This is a genomic window from Streptomyces sp. 891-h, from assembly GCF_022760275.1.
GTDB lineage: Bacteria > Actinomycetota > Actinomycetes > Streptomycetales > Streptomycetaceae > Streptomyces > Streptomyces spirodelae.
On record NZ_CP050693.1, the window covers coordinates 1,226,936 to 1,246,079 of the forward strand.

11 protein-coding genes are annotated in these 19,144 nt (G+C 73.3%); 8 read left to right on the forward strand and 3 right to left on the reverse strand.

Translation table 11 applies throughout. The features are described 5' to 3' along the window. Positions 1 to 14: 14 nt before the first annotated feature. From HC362_RS05495 to HC362_RS05505, 3 genes are read right to left on the reverse strand one after another with little or no spacing between them, the layout of a single operon-like run. Complete coding sequence (locus HC362_RS05495) at positions 15 to 1,736, reverse strand: hypothetical protein (RefSeq protein WP_243082741.1); 1,722 nt, start codon at positions 1,734 to 1,736, stop codon at positions 15 to 17. Beyond that, positions 1,733 to 2,452, reverse strand: coding sequence for an ABC transporter ATP-binding protein (locus HC362_RS05500; RefSeq protein ID WP_243082743.1), 720 nt, complete (start codon positions 2,450 to 2,452; stop codon positions 1,733 to 1,735). The genes HC362_RS05495 and HC362_RS05500 overlap by 4 nt, the downstream gene beginning before the upstream one ends. Further along, entirely contained in the window at positions 2,449 to 3,018 is a 570-nt protein-coding gene (locus HC362_RS05505) for a GNAT family N-acetyltransferase (protein ID WP_243082744.1), read from the reverse strand. Before HC362_RS05505 ends, HC362_RS05500 begins: the two co-directional genes overlap by 4 nt. 286 nt (positions 3,019 to 3,304) lie before the next feature. On the opposite strand from HC362_RS05505, the gene HC362_RS05510 reads away from it, so the two are divergent. The 8 genes from HC362_RS05510 to HC362_RS05545 all read left to right on the forward strand — a co-directional run bounded on the left by HC362_RS05510 (position 3,305) and on the right by HC362_RS05545 (position 19,053). Next, positions 3,305 to 5,695 carry a hypothetical protein gene (locus HC362_RS05510; RefSeq protein ID WP_243082746.1) on the forward strand — a complete coding sequence of 797 codons (2,391 nt, stop codon included), beginning with the start codon at positions 3,305 to 3,307 and terminating at the stop codon, positions 5,693 to 5,695. After that, positions 5,686 to 6,702, forward strand: a complete 1,017-nt coding sequence (locus HC362_RS05515) for a MoxR family ATPase (protein WP_243082748.1) — start codon at positions 5,686 to 5,688, stop codon at positions 6,700 to 6,702. The genes HC362_RS05510 and HC362_RS05515 overlap by 10 nt, the downstream gene beginning before the upstream one ends. Further along, the gene (locus HC362_RS05520; RefSeq protein WP_243082749.1) at positions 6,702 to 7,880 is read left to right on the forward strand and encodes a DUF58 domain-containing protein; all 1,179 of its coding nucleotides are present in this window, start codon (positions 6,702 to 6,704) and stop codon (positions 7,878 to 7,880) included. The genes HC362_RS05515 and HC362_RS05520 overlap by 1 nt, the downstream gene beginning before the upstream one ends. After that, complete coding sequence (locus HC362_RS05525) at positions 7,877 to 10,516, forward strand: transglutaminase domain-containing protein (protein WP_243082750.1); 2,640 nt, start codon at positions 7,877 to 7,879, stop codon at positions 10,514 to 10,516. Before HC362_RS05520 ends, HC362_RS05525 begins: the two co-directional genes overlap by 4 nt. Further along, positions 10,513 to 12,051 carry a serine/threonine-protein kinase gene (locus HC362_RS05530; protein WP_243082751.1) on the forward strand — a complete coding sequence of 513 codons (1,539 nt, stop codon included), beginning with the start codon at positions 10,513 to 10,515 and terminating at the stop codon, positions 12,049 to 12,051. The genes HC362_RS05525 and HC362_RS05530 overlap by 4 nt, the downstream gene beginning before the upstream one ends. Before the next feature lie 199 nt (positions 12,052 to 12,250). Then, positions 12,251 to 14,266: a hypothetical protein gene (locus tag HC362_RS05535; RefSeq protein ID WP_243082753.1), complete on the forward strand. Its 2,016-nt coding sequence runs from the start codon at positions 12,251 to 12,253 to the stop codon at positions 14,264 to 14,266. Positions 14,267 to 14,333: 67 nt separating this feature from the next. Further along, complete coding sequence (locus tag HC362_RS05540; protein WP_209267429.1) at positions 14,334 to 14,576, forward strand: hypothetical protein; 243 nt, start codon at positions 14,334 to 14,336, stop codon at positions 14,574 to 14,576. Positions 14,577 to 14,652: 76 nt separating this feature from the next. After that, on the forward strand, positions 14,653 to 19,053 hold the full coding sequence (locus tag HC362_RS05545) for an FtsK/SpoIIIE domain-containing protein (protein ID WP_243082754.1): 4,401 nt from the start codon (positions 14,653 to 14,655) through the stop codon (positions 19,051 to 19,053). The last annotated feature ends 91 nt before the right edge of the window (positions 19,054 to 19,144 follow it).

The window sequence follows — 19,144 nt, forward strand, 5'->3', positions numbered from 1 at the left end:
GCCGAGACAGCCACTCAACCGCCCTGCCGGTGCAGCTTCCGCGCCCGGCGGGCGGCGGCGAACAGCAGCGCCGAGGTGAGCCCGACAGCCGCGGACACCGGCCGCAGCACGGCCCCCGCGGGCGCCCCGGAATCCAGCACACCGCTCAGCCCCACAGCGGCCGTCAGCGAGCCGACCGTCGTCAGGAACGGCGTGGCGTACCAGGCGAGGAAGACGAAGACGCTGGCGTCGCCCGCCGGGGTCACCAGGCCCAGGGACAGCAGGTCCGTCCGCACCGGGCCCCGCACCGCCGCCACTACCGCGGCAGCGGCGAACGGCGGCGCGCACAGGGGCATCAGCAGCAGCGCCCGCTCGCCGCCCTGCAGCGCGAACGGGACCGCCGCCAGCAGCGCGAAGACGCCACCCACCAGCGCCGGTACGAGGGTGTGCCGCACCATCAGCGCGCCGAGGCGGTACGGCGACCAGGAGGAGCGCCGTACATCGTCCGCCTCCAGGCGCGCCGTCTCCGCCAGCCTGCCGACCGCGAACCAGCCGAGGGTCAGCGCCCCGGCGAGTACGGCGATACGGGCCACCCCGTCCAGCGCGGCGGCGAGTCCCACCGTGCCGGCTGCCGCCGCGGTCCACAGCGCGGCGCTCAGCACGCTTCCCGGAGCACGCAGCAGCGCGACAGTGTCCCGCCATACGACGACGAGCCGCCGTGAGCGGGGCATCGGCAGCCGCCGCCGGGGTCGGGCCGCGCCGTCCGCGAGGGCTTCGCCGATCGCCAGCTTGGCCGCGCGCAGTTCGGCCGACCACAGTACGGAGGCCACGGTCGCCGCCGTGGCGGCACGCGCGCGCAGCCGTCGGGTGGGGATGGTGCCGGCCACCGCGAAGGCGTGCACGACAGCGGCCGCCGTACCGGCGCACAGCAGGAGCACCGCCCACGGCCAGCCTTCGGCCCGCCCGCCGGTGGCGTGCAGCACCGGCTGCGCCGCCCAGCCCCACGGTCCCGACCACAGCTCGACCGTCTCCAGGAGTGCCGACCGCAGCCCTGTCGCAGCCAAGGCCGCCTGTCCGGCCAGCAGGAGCAGCACCAGCACCGCGTACGGCGTCAGTGCCCGTACCCACCACGCCCACCGGCCGCTGCGTTCCACCTGGAGGCCGAGCGCGGCGGCCAGCAGCGGCAGACAGACCCCGGCCGGCAGGGACGACCCCAGTGCGGGCCCCAGCTCGGCCAGACCCGTCAGCCGCAGCAGCACACCGCAGCCGACGGCGCCCAGCACACCACAGGCCGTCATCAGCGCCGCCGTCAGCCGGAAAGCGGGCCGCAGCACCCGCTCCCGCCGCACGGGCTGGGACAGCAGCCAGGACACCTCGTGGCGCGGGACCAGCACGGGGCCGCGCCACAGTGCGTCCCGCGCGGCGAACACCGCGAGAGCGCAGGCCAGCAGGACCAGCGCTGCGGGAAAGGCGCGACGTACGGCCTCCGCGGTCTCCTCCCGCGCGGTGAGGTGCCCGAGCCGCTGGACGAAGCGGTACCCCAGGGTGCTGCCGTAGCCGACGGCGAACAGCAGCAGCGTGTAGCCGGTGACGGCCAGGTCGCGGTTGCGCTGTCTGCGGTACGCCTGACGCCTCTCACGCAGCCAGCGCAGGGTCTCGGGGGTGCGGTCGTCCTCGTCCGTCCACTCGGCGCCGCCGGGCTCCACCGGGGCCACGTCGGCCAGTTCGTCCTCGTCCGGAAGGCTCGTCCCGCTCACGGCGCACCGTCCAGCCCGTCCAGCACCTCCGGCCCGCCCTCACGGACGACCTTGCCGTCCTCCAGTACGACCACATGGTCGGCGACAGCGTGGACGAGCTCCGCCTGGTGGGTGGCGAGGAGCACCGCGACACCGTCCGCCTTCTCCCCGCGCAGCAGCTCGGCGAGGCGGGTGCGGGCCGACGGGTCGAGCCGCTGTTCGGGCTCGTCCAGCACCAGCAGATCGCGCGGCCTGACCAGCGCTGCGGCCAGTTGCAGCGCCTGGGTCTGGCCGGAGGAGAGAGCGGAGGGCGGCTGGTCGGCGTGGTCGGTCAGCCGCCGGTCGGCCAGCACCTGGCCGATCCACCCGTCGGCGCCGGCGACTCCGTGTGCCACGGTGATCAGTTCAAGGTGTTCGCGTACGGTCAGATCCGGATAGAACGCGACGGTGTCCCCCGTGACCGCCACGCGGGCGCGCACCTGCGGGTCGTCCTCATCGACCGGTCGGCCGTCGAACAGGGCGGTTCCCGTCGTCGGCCGGTCCCGTCCGCACGCCAGGCGCAGCAGCGTGGACTTGCCGGAACCGTTGTGGCCGAACAGCGCTGTGCAGGCGCCGGGGAACAGCTCGAGGTCGAGCGGGTGGAGGGCCTGCCGCTCACCGTAGCGCCGGCTCACCCCCGACAGCCGCAGCAGCGGCTCCCCGCCGCTCGGCGTCCGCGCCGTGCGGGGCGGCGTCACCGGTCCGCGTCGCGGGCACGGTGGCGGCCCGGCCGGTGGAGCATGTGGACGGTGACGGGCTTGCCCAGAAAGGTGTCCTGGCGCCCCGGCTCGAAGCCCAGCCGCTCGGCGACCCGGACGGAGGCGGAGTTGCCGTGCACGATCATGGCGGTGAAGTAGTCCACGTCCAGCCGGTCGAAGCCCCACTCGACCACGGCCCTGGCCGCCTCGGTCGCGTATCCGCGCCCCCAGCAGTCACGCCGGAACGTCCAGCCCGCCTCCACCTCGTCGAAGAGCTCCCAGTGGTTGAGGCCGCACCGTCCGATCAGCTCCCCCGTCTCCTTCGACTGGACGGCGCACAGCCCGTGTCCCCGCTCGCTCCACTGGCGCCCGATCTCCGCGAGCCGTTCGCGGGCCTGTTCCCTGGTGAACGTGGGCACGAAGCGGGTGATCTCGGGGTCGCTGTGCAGCTCGACGAAGAAGTCCAGGTCGCGCGGCGTCAGCGGCCGCAGCCACAGCCGCTCCGTCTCGATGACGACGTCGCCGCCGCTCTCGCCCGGAGTGACAACACTTTCGGTCGATCTCATGACGGTCATGCTCTCACCGGGCCCCGGTCCTGCTCTCGGCGAGCGGCCGATCCTGTCGGACCGCCCCGATAACGTGCTGAGCACGTGGAGTTCGGCACCGCTGGGCCGCTTCTCGCCGCCGCACGGGGGCGAGAAGCGCGCAAGGCAATGACCGCGTGGCCGGGACGTCATACTCCTGTCACAGCCAGGGGTCGGGCGCTGACCGGCGGGGCAGTTGGTTGGTTAATCTGCAAGTGCCGCGCGTCTCGGTCGAGACGAGGATGCGGGTGACGGGGAGGGACTGTCGATGCCGGATGCTCGGGGGAGCTCCGAAGAGGGCCGGACGCCGGGGCTGCGTCCGCGGCGGCTGGTCGACGAGACGGAGGAGACCGGCCGGGAGCCCGGCCGGAGCGGTGCGGCGGCGCTGAGGGCGCGCTGCGCGAGGCTGGCGCGTGCCGCGTGGGCGACCGTACGGCCCAACCGGCGCCGGGCTACGGGCTATATCGCGCTGTGCTCGGTGAGCGCGCTGGTCGCTACGTCCGTCGTCGTGGGGTCGGGCAAGGCGGGCGCGGTGCCCGATCTTGCCGACATCGGTGCCTGGCTGACCAGTTCGCGCACCGGTGAGGCCGCGCACGCCAACGGGCTGACCGGGGACGTGGACGGCAAGGTCAAGCTGCCCGGAATGGACGGCCATCCGGTCTCCATCTCGCAGGACGGCAAGACGGTGCTGGTCCTGGACGAGAAGACCGGCAAGCTGGTGCGGATCGACCCCTCGCAGCTGACCGTCGAGGGCTCATCGCGCTACGGCGCCGGGCTCCAGTTGGTCTCCGGCGGGAAGTACGCGTATCTGGTCGACCCGGTCAAGGCGCGGGTGCAGCGCATCGATCCGGTGCGCACGACACCGATCGGGGCCCCGGTCGACCTGGGTTCAGGGCCGCTGGGCAAGGCGGTGGCGGACCCCAAGGGCACGCTGTGGGTTCCGGTGCCCGGCAAGGGCAAGGTCGTACCGTTCCCGCGCGGCAAGAAGGCGGCGGGCATCAAGGTGGCGGCCGGGAGCAGCAAGCCGGCCACGCTGCTGATGACCCTCGCCGACGGCCGCCCGGTGGTGACCGACACCAAGGGCGGCACGGTGACGCTGCTCAAGCGCACGGGCCGCGGCATGCGCTTCAAGCTGCCGAGCAACATCGCCAAGGCGCCGACAGGTTCGGTGCTGGTCCCGGCGGCGACCGCGGGGGACGTGGTGCCGGTGCTGGCGCGGAAGTCGGGGCGGATGGCGCTCGTCAACACCCGCACCGGTTCACTGCTGACCGCGTCCCTGGGGGCCTCGGACCACCAGTACGGCACTCCGCAGGTGCTGGGCTCGAAGGTGTACGTACCCGACCAGAGCAACGGCACTCTGAAGGTGTACGACACCGAGGCGGCAGCGATCACCAAACCGGTGAAGGTGACCGGCGATCCCGGCAAGCTGAGCCTGTTCGTCCGGGACGGCCTGCTGTGGGTCAACGACGCGGACAATGCCACCGCTGTGGTCATCAACTCCGCCGGGCACGTCAACCGCGTGCACAAGTACGACACCGACGCGCCCTCGGGCCGCAAGCCCCGCCAGAAGGACCGCACCGGCGACAACGGCAAGCGCGACCCCGCGCCGGGACCGGACGCGCCGGACCCGCTGCCCGAAGGCCCCTCGGGTCCGGGCCGCAACGACAGGCCCTCGCGTCCCGACGCTCCGGCGGGCAAGCCGGACCGGGACGGCGACGGCCCCGACAAGCCCGCACAGGACCCGGAACCGGGCCCCGGGAAGCCCGATCCGAAGAAGCCCGACCCCACCGGGCCGGACGAGGAGGAGCCCGCGAAGCCGCAGCCGCCCGGCGTCCCGCAGGCGGAGTCGGGCCCCGGCACCATCCGGGTCTCCTTCGCGCCCTCCTCAGGTGTGAAGCCGACCGGATACCGGCTCAAGGGCGCACCGCCCGGCGCTGAGGTGAAGCCGGCGCGGATCGGCCCCGGCGGGCCGTTCACCTTCGAGGTCGAGGGCGGCTCCTGCGACCGGCAGTACAGCTTCACCGTCGAGGCGGAGTTCTCGGACGGGCAGAAGGCCACCTCCGGCCGCTCCGGGCCCGCCCGGCCGTGTGTGGCGCCCGGCCAGCCGCAGAACGTCAAGTCCGCCATCCCGCAGGGCGGCAAGGGCATCGACCTGACCTGGCAGGCGCCCGCCAACGCGGGGAAGGGCACCACGTACGACGTCACCGGCGCCGGGGCCGGCAACGACAAGCGGAACCTCACCGGCACCAAGGCTTCGCTGCGCGGCCTGGAGAACTTCAGGACCTACACGCTCACCATCGCCGCCAAGAACGCGGCCGGCTCGGGCGGAAGCGTGGTGCAGCGGGTGAACCTGTCCAACACGAAGACCATCCGCGTCGCGGACAACGTGGACGACGGGGACGACGTGGGTGTCCGCAGCGAGCCCAGCACCAAGACCGGCACGCGCAGGGGCAGGATCCCCGCCGGGCAGACTCCTCAGCTGAAGGTGGTCTGCCAGGTCCGGGGCACGATGGAGACGCACGACACCTACGGGTGGAAGAGCAACGTCTGGGACCGCATCGAGTGGGAGGGCGGTACGGCCTACATCAGTGACCTCTGGGTCGGCACCAGCAACCACAAGAAGGGCGACTACTCCCCGGAGGTCTGGCCATGCAACTAGAACACCAGAAGGCAGCAGCGTCAGCACCGGCCGCCGCACCGGCCTCCCCGGAGTCCGTCTCGCTGCTCGCCCAGTGCTTCCACGCGCTCGGTGACAACATCGAACGGGTCGTCAAGGGCAAGCGTGACACCGTCGAACTGGCGCTGGTGTGCCTTTTCTCGGAAGGGCACCTGCTCATCGAGGACGTGCCCGGAACCGGCAAGACGACGCTGGCCCGCTGCCTGGCCGCCTCGCTCGAAGCGAGCTGGCACCGGGTGCAGTTCACCCCCGACCTGCTGCCGTCGGACATCACAGGGGTGACCATCTACCGGCAGAACACCGGCAGCTTCGAGTTCCTGCCAGGGCCGGTGTTCGCCAACATCGTGCTCGGCGACGAGATCAACCGGGCCTCGCCCAAGACGCAGTCCGCGATGCTGGAGGTCATGGAGGAGCGGCAGGTCACCGCGGACGGCAGCACCCACCCGGTGCCCCGCCCCTTCATGGTGATCGCCACGCAGAACTCGGTGGACATGGGCGGCACCTATCCGCTGCCCGAGGCACAGCTCGACAGGTTCCTGATGCAGGTCACCCTCGGATACCCGGACCACGCCTCGGAGGTGGCCGTGCTCTCGGGCGCCGGATCGCAGCCGGGCATCGAGCAGTTGCCGACGATCGCGACGGGCCGGCACATCGCGGAGTTCATCCAGGTCGCCCGGCAGATCCAGGTGGCGCCGCAGCTGTACGACTACCTGGTGCGGGTGGTGGCGGCCACCCGTCAGCTGCCCGAGGTGCGGCTGGGCGCCAGCCCGCGCGGCTCGGTCGCGCTGCTGCGTGCGGTACGGGTGCGCGCCGCTTCGCAGGGGCGTACGTACGCGCTGCCGGAGGACGTCAAGGCGCTGGCGGGTCCTGTCCTGGCGCACCGGCTGATCCTCACGCCCGAGGCGGAGCTGAGTGGCAGCAGCGGCGCCGACGTCGTCGCCGAGGCCCTGGCCACGGTTCCCGTACCGCAGGCGGGGGCGCAGGGCTGATGCTGTCGCCGACGGGTTGGGGGGCACTGGTCGGCGGCGCGGCACTCACGGGGGCCGGCTATGCGCTCGGCTACTCCGAGGCTGTGGTTCTGGGGGTGGGCTGTCTGCTCGCGGTGTGCGTGGCGCTCATCTGGACGGGGCGCTCACCGCGGCTGTCGGCGCGCCGCCAGGTGACGCCGCGGAAAGTGGCGCGCGGGGACCGGGCCGAGGGCTCGGTCACCCTCACCAACACCGGCCGCCGCACCCGGCGCGGGCTGGATGTCACCGACAGCTGCGGCGCGCTGCCGCTCACCCTCCGAGTGCCGCCACTGGCCGCCGGAGCCGGGCACACGGTGCGGTACGCGCTGCCCACCGAGCGGCGCGGCCGGATCGCGCTGGGACCGCTGCGGATCGAGCGTACGGACCCGCTCGGACTGGCCCGCCGGGTGCGCGTCTTCGGCCCCGGAGAGGGCGGCACGGACACCCTGCTGGTACGGCCCCGGGTGTGTCTGCTGCCCGTCCTTCCCTCGGGTACGGCGCACCATGTGGAGGGGCCGACGACCGACACGGCGGACGAGGGGTCGCTGACCTTCCACGCGCTGCGCGAGTACGTGCTGGGCGATGATCTGCGGCGGGTGCACTGGCGGTCCTCGGCGCGCACCGGAACGCTGATGGTCAAGCAGTTGGTGGACGTCTCGCTGCCGCACAGCACGGTCGTACTGGACACCCGGGCCGCCGCCTACCGCAGCGAGGACGACTTCGAACTGGCCGTGGACACCGCCGCGTCCGTCGCGTTCGCCGCCGCGCGCTCCAACTTCCCCGTCGAGGTGCTCAGCGAGACCGGCCCCGTCCTGCGCACCGAGGGCGCGGGCGGCAACGACGCCGAGGCGCTGCTGGACCGGCTCGCGCTCGTGCGCCGTTCGCAGGCGGCCTCGGCGGCGGGCGCTTTCGACGAACTGGAACGTGCGCGCCGCCGAGGTTCACTCACCGTCATCACCGGTACGGGTGACGCCAGCGGGCTGAGCGCCCTGGAGCGGGTGCGCCGCCGCTTCGACCGTGCGGTGGTGCTGCGCACCGGCACCGTCGCCTCGGCCGAAGAGCCGCACGAACCCGCGGGGCTGGGCAGCGACGTGCCTCAGCTCCGGGTGACCGGGCTCGACTCGCTGCTGGCCGCCTGGCGTCGGGAGGCGGTGCGATGAACTCGCCGTCCACCCCGCACGGGTCCGCGCCCTACGGGGCCGCCCCGAGCGGCAACGCGCCGCGGGGCAACGCGCCGCGGGGCAACGCGCCGCGGGGCACCGCTCTGCGCGGCGTCGGTCCCGTCGGCCCGGCCGGACTCACCGGCCATGACGGGCCGTCCTGGGCGCCTCCGCGTCCGGCGGCGCCCGAGGCCCCTCCCCTGCCGACAGCCGTCTCCGCTGCCGACGGAAACAGCGGCGGAGAAGCCGGCGGAGGCGGCGGGCGTGACGGCCGCCGACCGACGAGCGCACCGGCCGCGCCGCACCGGCTCCCGCTGCCGCGCCGCCTGTGGTCGCTGCTGCCCGTCGCCGGACTGCTGGCCTGCGCCGGGCTGGGCTTCCACCGGGTGTTCGGGCCTGGGCCGCTCCTTCCCGTGCTCGCGGTCGCCGTGCCGGTGCCGATGGCGCTGGCTGCGGGGCTGTTCCTGGTCCAGAGCCGCAGGGAGCGCTCGGCTCCGCTGTGGCCATCGCTGGTGCTGGGCGTCGTGGTGTGGCTGGTCGCGGTACGGGTGATGCTGTTCCGCGCCGCGGCCGGCGGGCTCACCTCGGGCGGTGCCGTCCCCGAGATCTGGTCGGCGCTGCTCGACTCGCCGCACGCGATCCTCACCACCATCCTGCCCGCGCCACCGGACCCGGACTTCCTCGTGCTGCCGCACGCGGTGCTGTGGCCGGCCGCGCTCGCCGCCACCGAGCTGGCGCTGCGGACCCGTTCACCGCTGCTGCCCGCGCTGCCGCCCGTGCTGGCGTTCGGCTTCCCGCTGGTGCTGGGCGTGTCCGGGCCCGGCTCGAACACCCTCCCGGCGGCCGGCCTGGTGGCCTGCGGCGCGCTGCTGGTGCTGCTCCGGTCGCGGGCGGCCCGGCGCGGCACCGTACGCACGCTGAGCGCGGGGCTGCCCCTGGTCGCCGTGCTGGCGCTGGCCGCCGCGCTGCTCGGGCCGCGGCTGCCCGGACTGGCCTCCCGCGAGCCGTGGGACCCGCGCCAGGATGTGCACCCGCCCACCGTCCACCCGCAGTCCACCAGCCCCCTCGACCAGGTGGCCGCCTGGAGCCAGCACCCGCAGACGCGGCTGTTCACGGCGCGGAGCACGGCCGCCGACCGCAACTGGCGGCTGGCCGTACTGGACCGCTACGACGGTGTGAAGTGGACGTCCGGCGCCGAACTGGCCCGCTCCGGCGGCCGGGTGCCTCCCTCGCGGGGCACCGACCCCGGGCGCCGGGAACGGGTGGAGCAGCGGGTGCACATCCAGAATCTGCCGGGCATCTGGCTGCCCGCCGTCGACCGGCCCTCCTCGCTGAAGATCACCAGCCGGGGCGACAACAGCGACGACGGGCACGGCAGTTCCGGGGGCGAGGGCGACGACGGGGAGGCCCGCGAGCTCGCCGTCGATCCCGCCAGCGGTGTGCTGGCCCTCGGCGAGGGCGGCCCCACCGGCACCCGGGTCAACAGCGGGCTGTCCTACACCACCGTCTCGCAGGCGCCGGTGTTCGACGCGGAACGGCTCAAGTACGCGCCCGTACCGGACGGGACCGCCTACACCTCGCTGCCCCGTACCGACGCGGAAGGCGAGCCGATCGAGGCCGTCGAGACGTTCTCGAAGCTGGCGGCCACCGCGACCGCGGGCAGCAGCTACCCGTACGAACAGGCGCACAAGCTGGCCGCCTGGCTGCGCGAGCACTACCGCTTCGACCCCAAGGCTGTGCCCGGCCACGGCTACCGCAACCTGGAGTTCTTCCTCACCACGGGAAAGCACGGCACCTCGGAGCAGTTCGCGGCCTCCTTCGCCGTGCTGGCACGGACACTGGGGCTGCCGACGCGGGTCGCGGTCGGCTTCCGCGCGGACGGCAGCGGGACGCGGGGCGCCGACCGTGAGAGCGGCAGCGGGAAGGGCACCGAGCAGTTCACCGGACGGGACGCGCTGGCCTGGCCCGAGGTGCGGTTCAAGGGCGTCGGCTGGGTGCCGTTCTATCCGACACCGGGGCAGGCGTCGCGGGACGGTTCCTCCGTGCCGCCCGCCGGGCAGCCCAAGGAGCGGGAGAAGGCCGACCGCGACATCGCCGAGCAGCCGCGCCCCTCCGTGCCTCCCGCGCAACAGGACGACGACAAGAGCCGCGGTGACCAGGCGGCAGACGGCGGCGAGGGGCTGCCCGCGTGGGTGTACGCGCCGTCGGCGGCGGTGCTGCTGCTCCTCGCGTACGGCGGTTGGGCGGCCTGGGCCCCGTACCGCACCCGCAGACGGCGCCGCCGTGCCCGCGATCCGGGGCAGCGGGTGCTGGGCGCCTGGCAGCAGATCGTCGACCGGCTCACCGAGATCGGGCTGCCCGCCACCTCGGCACATACCGCGACGGAGGTGGCGGCCTTCGGCGTCGGGCGGATCGGCGGCAGCAGCAGTGAGCAACTGCCTGCGCTGGCCCGGCTGGTGAACGAGGTCGGCTACGGGGGCCGGACGCCGGACGAGGCCACAGCGGACGCCGCCTGGCGGCACTGCGACGCGATCGAGGAGGTCGTCGCGCGAACGGTACCGCGCCGTGAGCGGGTCAAGCGGGCGCTGCGTCCCCGCACGTTGCTACGTCACAGCCGATCAGGAGCACACCGGTGAACGCCAACCAGAGCCCGGGCCCGGCCAAGGCGGTCGGCACGGAAGGCCCCGCGGCCCCGCCGCCATCCACCACCCCGGCCGTGGCAACGTCCGTCGCCGCGCCCGCCGTGCCGCCCCCGCTGCCCGACGGCTACCAGCCGCAGCGCACGCTGGCCTCGGGGGCGTACAGCACGGTCGCGCTGTGCCGGGAGGCGTCCAGCGGCCGGGAGGTGGCCGTCACGGTGCTGCTGCCGACGGTGGCCGACCCGGCGCGCCGGCTCGCCGCCCACTCCGAGCTGCTGGCGGCCGGCGCGGCCGCCCGGCACCCGTGCGCGGTCACGGTCATGGACGCCGGGTCCACCGGTGCCGAACAGCTCTATGTGGTGGAGGAGTTCTGCCCGGGCGGCTCGGCGCAGGACCGGCTGACCGCGTCGGGGCCCTTCCCGGTCGAGGACGTACTGGTGATCGGGGTACGGCTGGCCCTCGCGCTGCACTCCTCGCACCGCCGGGGCGTGCTGCACCTGGATGTGCGTCCGGCGAACATCCTCTTCGACGCGCAGGGCGGCGCGCTGCTGTCCGGGCACGCGCTCGGCAGGGTGCTCCAGCGGGCCGTACCCTCCGTCGGCGCCGTCTTCGACCCGGCGTTCTCGGCTCGGGAGCTGTTCGGCTGGGAGGCCCCCGGGCCCGCCGCCGATGTGTACGCGCTGGGCGCGACGCTGTACGCGCTGCTGGCCGGGGAGCCCGCACAGGCCGAGGCGGTACGCGCGGGCGGTTCGGCCGCGTACCGGGCGGTGCTGACGGGTGGGCTGCCCCGGCCGCGGCGCGGCGATGTGCCCGAGCCGCTGTACGCGCTGCTGCACCGGATGACGGCACCGCACGCCGAGGGGCGGCCGCCGCTGACGGAGGTGCACCGCGTGCTGCGGATGCTGCTGCCCGTCTCCTGTGCTTCGCGGGTGCCGGACCTGCAGCCGGAGGCCGAGCCCGAGCCCCCGCTGCCCGGCTGGAACCCGGCCGACGACGCACTCACCCAGCCGCCGCCCGAGACGGACGACGACCCGGACTCCGCCGAGGCCGTCGCCCAGCGCCGCCGCACCCGCAACCGCATCCTGGCCGTGTGCGGAGCGCTGCTGCTGGTGGGCGGCGCCGTGCTGACCCTGTTCGTGGTGCGTGCCGCCAACGACCCCGGGCCGCAGAGCGCGAAGAAGCCGCCGAAGAAGTCCGCCAAGTCGGCCCATCCGCTGCCCAAGGGCCAGGTCCCCGACTTCCAGGCGCAGGATGTGAAGGTCACCAGGGTCGGCCGGCAGGTGCAGGTGGTCTGGAGCAAACCGAAGAAGCCGCAGCCCGTCTACGGCTACGCCATCACGGCACAGTCGGCCGACGGCGAGACGGTGAAGGTGAAGAACACCAGCGCCGACGAGCCGAGCGTCGTCTTCTCCTCCCCGCCCGTGAAGCCCGGCTCCTGCTACGTGGTCACCTCTTTGGTGCAGACCGCCGACGGCAGCGTGGGTCTGGCCTCGGCCGAGTCGGTGTGCGACCGGGGTGAGCGACGCGACTGAGGCTGACGGCTGACGGCTGACGGCTGACGGCAGCCACAGCTGTCACACCGACGCGTCACAATGTCGGAACACGGCTTACGCGCCGCGGCGTTGAGCGGGGAAGATCCTGTACTGAGCAACTGCACTGAATACCTGCGACAACTGCGACAACTGCACAACTGCACTGAGCGACTGTGCGGCATCGGGGGGAGCAAGCACGATGGGTGAGTTCACCGGCGTCGATCCACTGCGGCTGCGCGAGCTGGCCAACGCGCTGCAAGGTCTGGCGGACAGGCTGGAGTCGGACGGCGCCACCATCCGTGATCTGTTCTCGAAGTGGGGCGGGGCGCTCAGCCAGTCCGTGCTGACGCAGCAGACCAGCCAGGTCGCCGACGACGCGCACGACATGGCGCTGCGCGCCTCCCTCGCCTACAACCTCTTTCTGCAGCCCCGGTTCACCTCGGCGAACAGCCCGCACTCGAACTGGGTCAACATCGAGTGGGACGTCTCGAAGATCGATACCGCCACAGAGGGCCAGCAGGAGGCCATGGAGCTGCTGCAGGCGCTGAACGACCCGGACAACCCGCAGTCGCGTACGACGATCCGGATGCTGTCCCAGTCGCTCGAGGACCACGCGGACGACCCCGCTTACCTCGAGGCGTTCATGAAGTTCGGCGGTCTGGACGCCTCGGTGCGTGCGGCACGGTTCCTGCACGAGCAGGACGGCACCCACGGCAGCACCGTGCTCTCCAAGGACTCGCAGGAGATCCTCGCCAGGTTCGGGCTGGCCGTGCAGTCCGCGACCAGCCTCGCCGAGGACGGGAAGATCCAGCTCCCGGCCAACTACCTGGACAAGCTGACGAGTCCGCCCAACGGGGACATGTGGTCGGTCGGCATGCTCTTCCAGTACGGGCCCAAGGGCGACAAGTGGGACCCGAAGGTGCTCTCGTCGGTCGGCGGCGCGATGCTGGACTGGCGCTCCAAGCAGCAGATGCGCCCGAACTACTCGGCGCCGAGCACCAACATCGCCGGCTATGTCCCCGGCGGCTATGTCGAGTCCGACAACCCCTGGTACGACAACCTCGGCCTGGACGTCTCGTACATCACGGCGGGCGCCGACGACGCCGCCGCCCGTATCCAGGCCATCGCCGCCAACGACCCGTCGGTCATCCTCATGCAGCGTGTCAGCGAGAACGCGGACGCCTCCCGCCTGCTGCTGACCGGCCCCGACGGCGCCAAGCACGCCAAGGTGCTGGTCGACGACAAGTGGCACACGCCCGGCCCCCAGTCGTTCAACGAGGCCCAGTGGCCGGCCGCCGTGATCACCGCCGCCACCACCGACCGCGCCGGGCACCCGAAGGAGTCGGTGGAGGCCGCCGCCAACGTCATCAACGCGGGCGCGGCGGAGTACGGCGACGAGAAGAAGAAGAGCGACTACGACAAGTCGCAGTATCCGGTACCGAGTCAGATCACCCACGCGCTGGCTCAGGTGTTCGCGACGTACGTGCCCGACTTCGCCCAGTCCCACGGCATGCCCAAGGACCAGGCAGCGGCGCCCGCGACCGGGACGGACAGCAACGGCATGCTGATCGTCGGCCACCAGACGGCGCTGAATTTCATCAGCATGATCGCGCAGAACAGCGGCGACGCCGGTCACCTGGTCAACTCCGTCAACGCGCAGATCTCCCTGACCTCCGCGAAGGGCATGGACTCGCCGGACGCGACCACCTACCTCACCAACTTGGCCGAGCTCCAGGGCGTGGTGACCGCCGGCGCCTACCAGACCGGGCTCGACTCCAAGAAGCTGCAGGACGAGGCCAACAAGAAGGCGCAGCTGTGGATCGACTCGGTCGGCGGCGCCGTCACCTCCATCCCCGGGCTGCCGGTCGGAGCCGAGTGGGTCCAGACAGCCATCACGGCCGGGCTGCCCGCAGTGAAGGAGAGCTTCTCCACGGACAACGCCCAGAAGTACGCGGAGGAGGCCGGGACGAAGTTCTACGACGACCAGTCCTCGATGCGGCTGCCCCTGATGCAGGGACTGGTCATCAGCGGCCAGATCGAGCCGCCCGAGGGACACCCGGAGTGGGCGAACGGGCAGATCAAGCTGGAGGACGCGGGCGACCTGACGGACTTCAACAGCTGGTGGCAGCAGGTGGCGCGGCAGCAGGGCGGCAAGTTGGACGGGTTCGACGACGACATGCGGGACGCCTTCGAACGCGGCAACAGCGCCAACTGACAGTGCCGTCCACACCGATGACAGTGCCGCCCACGCCGGCCGACGAGGGGATGAGGGAGACAACGGAATGTCGCAGGCCGACCTCTGCAAACAGGACATGGCCAGGATCGGGACCGCGGTGGAGAGCATCCGCGCTGCCGCGCAGAAGGTGACCGACCTGATGGGCTCCGACACCTGGGCGGGCACAGCCGCTGACAACTGGGCCGGGGACTTCAACGGACGCCTCAGTTCACTCAACTACCTCTTCGACTCCTACCCGGCGGAGGAGTCCCGGCTCATCGCCAAGGCCGAGGAGGAGGAACCGAAGTAGGCGGGACCGCTCCGGCGACGAGGCCGGAACGGACGGGAACACGCGAGGCGGCCACCGGCCGATTCGGGGGGCTCATATGGAACTGCGGCTTACCGCCGTCGACGGTGCGGGCGGGCGGCGTGCCGATCTGCTGGTGGACACCGAACCCGACGCCGCCGTCGGGTCCGTCGCACAGGAGATCGCCCGGCAGTTGAACGTCGGCGCCCAGGGCGGCGACGGTGCGGCGCCCGCGCTGTACGTCAACGGCTACCGGCTCGACCCGGCCGTCCCGGTGGCCGACTCCCCCGTACGGGACGGCGCGACGGTCTCCGTCGGAGCGCCCGGCGCCTGCCCTCGGCCGCAGGCGCAGGGCACCGTGGAGGTGCGGGTCGTGGGCGGCCCCGACGCCGGGCGGGTGTACCGGCTGGGGCCCGGCGTGGCCGTGGTCGGCAGCGGCCCCGAGGCATGGGTGCGCCTGGCGGACAGCACACTGCCCAGCTCCGCCTACGAGATCGATGTGGCCGTGGACGGGACCGTGACCCTCGCCCCGGCCTTCGGCAGCGGCGTCACGCTGGACGGCCGGCAACTGGAGCAGCCCACCGTCTGGCGGCGGCGCGGCGTGGTCGCCGCCGGGCACTCGCTGTTCGAGCTGCGTGAGCCCGCCTTCCCGGACGCCGCGCTCAAGCCCTCGCAGGACGGCACGGGCCTGGACTACAACCGGCCGCCGCGCATCCAGCCGTCGGCACGCAAGACGCAGTTCCATCTGCCCTCCAAGCCCAAGCCGTCCGAGACCCGGCCGCTGCCGTGGGCGGTGGCGCTGGCGCCGCTGCTGGCCGCCATCGCCATGGTGGTGATACTGGGCAGCGCCATCTACATGATCATGGCGGTGCTGACCCCGGTCACGCTCGTCGCCAACCACTTCTACGACCGCAGGAACGGCCGCACCTCCCACCGCCGCAAACGCCGCGAGTACGAGCAGCACAAGATCTCCATCGAGTACCAGGCGCTCAAGGCGACGGCCGAGGAGACCGCGGCGCGCCGCCTGGCCTGCCCGGACCCGGCCGAGCTGTACGTGGTGGCCACCGGGCCCGGACAGCGGCTGTGGGAGCGGCGGCTGGAGGACGACGACTTCGGAGTGCTCCGGGTCGGGACCGGCGCGCTGCCCTCCGAGGTGGAGGTGAACGACCCCAACCAGCAGGAGCACCGCCGTACCGAGCGGCGGATGCTGGCCGACGTACCCGTCGGGGTGCCGCTGCGCACCCACGGCATCCTCGGTGTGGCGGGCCGCGGGGAGCTGCCCCGCGCCATCGGCCGCTGGCTCGTGGCGCAGGCGTCGGTACTGCACAGCCCGGCCGACCTGAGCGTGTGCGTGCTGACCGACCCCTCGGGGCGCGAGTGCTGGGAGTGGGTGCGGTGGCTGCCGCACGCGCGCGGCCGTGAGGGCCACAGCGCGGTGGCGCTGCTGGGCACCGAGACCGAGAGCGTGGCCCGCCGGATCAGCGAACTGCTGGCGCTGCTGGGCGCCCGCCAGGAGGCCGCCGGGGAGCGCCCGCCGGGCGCCGACGACCGGTGGCGGGGTCCGTGTGTGCTCGTCGTCCTCGACGGGTCCCGCAGGCTGCGTGCCCTGCCGGGGCTGACGCAGCTGCTGCGCGAGGGGCCGCGCTTCGGAATCCACCTGGTGTGCCTGGACGCCGACCGAGGACTGCTGCCCGAGGAGTGCCGGGCGCTGGTGGAGGAGGACCACTTCGGGCTGCTGCAGGTCTCGCAGTTCGGTCAGGACCCGGTGCAGTCCGTGCGGCCGGACTGTGTGCCGCCCGTCTGGTGCCAGGACGTGGCCCGCGCCGTGGCGCCGGTCCGCGATGTGAGCGAGAAGGAGTCCGGGGCCCTGCCCGACTCCTGCCGGCTGCTGGACCTGCTGGACCTGGAGCCGCCGTCGGCCGCCGCGATCACGGCGCGCTGGGCGGCCGGCGGCCGCTCGACCGGCGCGGTGGTCGGTGCCTCGTTCGACGGCCCGTTCACCATCGACCTCGTGCGGGACGGGCCGCACGGGCTGGTCGCGGGCACCACCGGGTCCGGCAAGTCGGAGCTGCTGCAGACCCTGGTGGCGTCGCTGGCGGTGGCCAACAGGCCGGACGCCATGAACTTCGTACTGGTCGACTACAAGGGCGGCGCCGCTTTCAAGGGCTGCGAGCAATTGCCGCACACCGTCGGCATGGTCACCGACCTCGACTCCCACCTGGTCGAGCGGGCGCTGGTCTCGCTCGGCGCCGAGCTGCGGCGCCGCGAGCGGATTCTGGAAGCGGTCGGCGCCAAGGACCTGGAGGCGTACATCCTGGCCATGCGCCGCGACCCTGGGCTGGCGCCGCTGCCGCGGCTGCTGATCGTCGTCGACGAGTTCGCCTCGATGGCCCGCGAGCTGCCCGACTTCGTCACAGGTCTGGTCAACATCGCCCAGCGGGGCCGCTCCCTGGGCATCCACCTCATCCTCGCCACCCAGCGGCCCAGCGGTGTGGTCTCGCCGGAGATCCGCGCCAACACCAACCTGCGGATCGCGCTGCGGGTCACCGACAACGCCGAGAGTCAGGACGTCATCGACGCGCCCGACTCCGCCTCCATCTCCAAGAACACCCCCGGCCGCGCCCTGGTACGGCTGGGCGCCTCATCGCTGCTGCCGTTCCAGTCCGGACGCGTGGGCGGGCGCCGTCCGCAGACGGCCGCCGAGCGCACCGTCGAGCCGTGGGCGGCGCCGGTGGAGTGGGCCGGCCTGGGCAACCCCGCGCCGACCCGGCCCAAACCGCCGGGCCGGGAGGACGACGATCCGCTGACGGACCTGGCGCTGCTGGTCGACGCCGTCCGCGAGGGCGCTGCCGCGCTCAAGTGCGAGGAGCCGTACCGGCCCTGGCTGGAGCCGCTGTCCGACCTGGTGACCGTCGACGAGGCACCCCGGCCGGCAGCCGCACGCCGAGCGGAGGTCCCGCCGGCGGTGTTCGGCGTCACCGACGTACCGGCACGGCAGGCCCGCGAGCCGCTGACCCTCGACCTGGTGGACGGCGACCACCTGCTGCTGGTCGGCGGGCCGCGCTCGGGCCGCTCGACAGCGCTGCGCACCATCGCCGCCTCCCTGGCCGACCTGGCCTCCCCCGCCGACATCCATCTGTACGGCGTGGACTGCGGCTCCAACGCGCTGGTCCCGCTCTCAGCTCTCCCGCACTGCGGCGCCGTGGTGACCCGCGACCAGACCGACCGGCTGACCCGGCTGCTGGCCAGGCTCCAGGCGGAGGTGGCCCGCCGCCAGCAGCTGCTCGCCCTGGCCGGTGCGGCGAACGTCGCCGAACAGCGCGCCTCCGCCGCCTCACCCGAGGAGCGGCTGCCCTGGCTGGTGCTGCTGCTGGACGGCTGGGAGAGCTACACAGCCGCGTTCGAGTCGTACGACTACGGCAAGCTCATCGACGCCATGACGCAGCTGTTCCGCGAAGGCCCGTCCGTGGGCCTGCGGGTGGTGATGTCCGCGGGGCGCAGCGGCCTGTCGGGCGTCGTCTCCTCGTCCTTCGGCGAGCGGCTCGTCCTGCGGCTGGCCGACCCCAACGACTACACCACCGCCGGTATGACCCCCCGGGACATCCCCTCGCACCTCCCGCCGGGCCGCGCCTTGCAGCCCGGTGACGACGGAGTGCTGGAGAGCCAGATCGCGCTGCTCGACCCCGACCCCTCGGGCCAGGCGCAGGTGCGTGCCATCCGGCGGATCGCCGAGCGCGCCGCCACCGCGCACGGCCGCCCGCCGCGCGGCCTGCGTCCGATGCGGGTGGACGCCCTCCCGGGGCGGGTCACCACGCGCGAGGCGCTGGCGCTCGACCCGGAGTTCACCCCGCCCTCTCCGCTGTGGGCGATGGTGGGCGTGGGCGGCGACGAGCTCGGACCGCTGGGCGTCGACCTGTCCCAGCACGGCCCCGGCTTCGTCGTCGCGGGTCCGCCCAAGTCGGGCCGCTCCACCACGGTGTGCACGGCGGCGCGTTCGCTGCTGCGCGCGGGCCTGCCCGTCGTCGCCGTCACACCGAAGCGCTCGCCGCTGCGCGAGCTGGAGGGCGAGGCGGGAGTGCTGGGCGTGGTGCAGGACACCAAGGACGCGGCGCCGCTGAAGGAGCTGCTGGAGCGGGCGGCGGCGGACGGCGGGCGGTACGCGGTGGTCGTGGACGACGCCGAGCTGGTGTACGACACACCGCTGGACTCCGTGCTGGAGTCGGTGGTGCGCAGCGGGGTGGACGGCGGCCACGGCCTGGTGGCGGCCGGCACCACCGACACGCTGACCTCGCAGTACCGGGGCTTCGTCAAGGAGGCCCGCCGCGCCCGCAGCGGGCTGCTGCTCTCGCCGCAGAACAACTCGGAGGGCGAGCTGTTCAACATCCGGCTGCCGCGGGCCACCGCGTCCCGCGTCGCGGGGCGCGGACTGCTGGTGCTCAACGGGGAGATGATGCCGGTACAGGCGGTCACGGAGGAGTGAGGGAGGCGGCGGCCGAGGTCTGAGCGGCACGGCCGGCGCCGTACACACGGCGGCGGGCCGCAGCCTGGTCGGCTGCGGCCCGCCGGTGCTG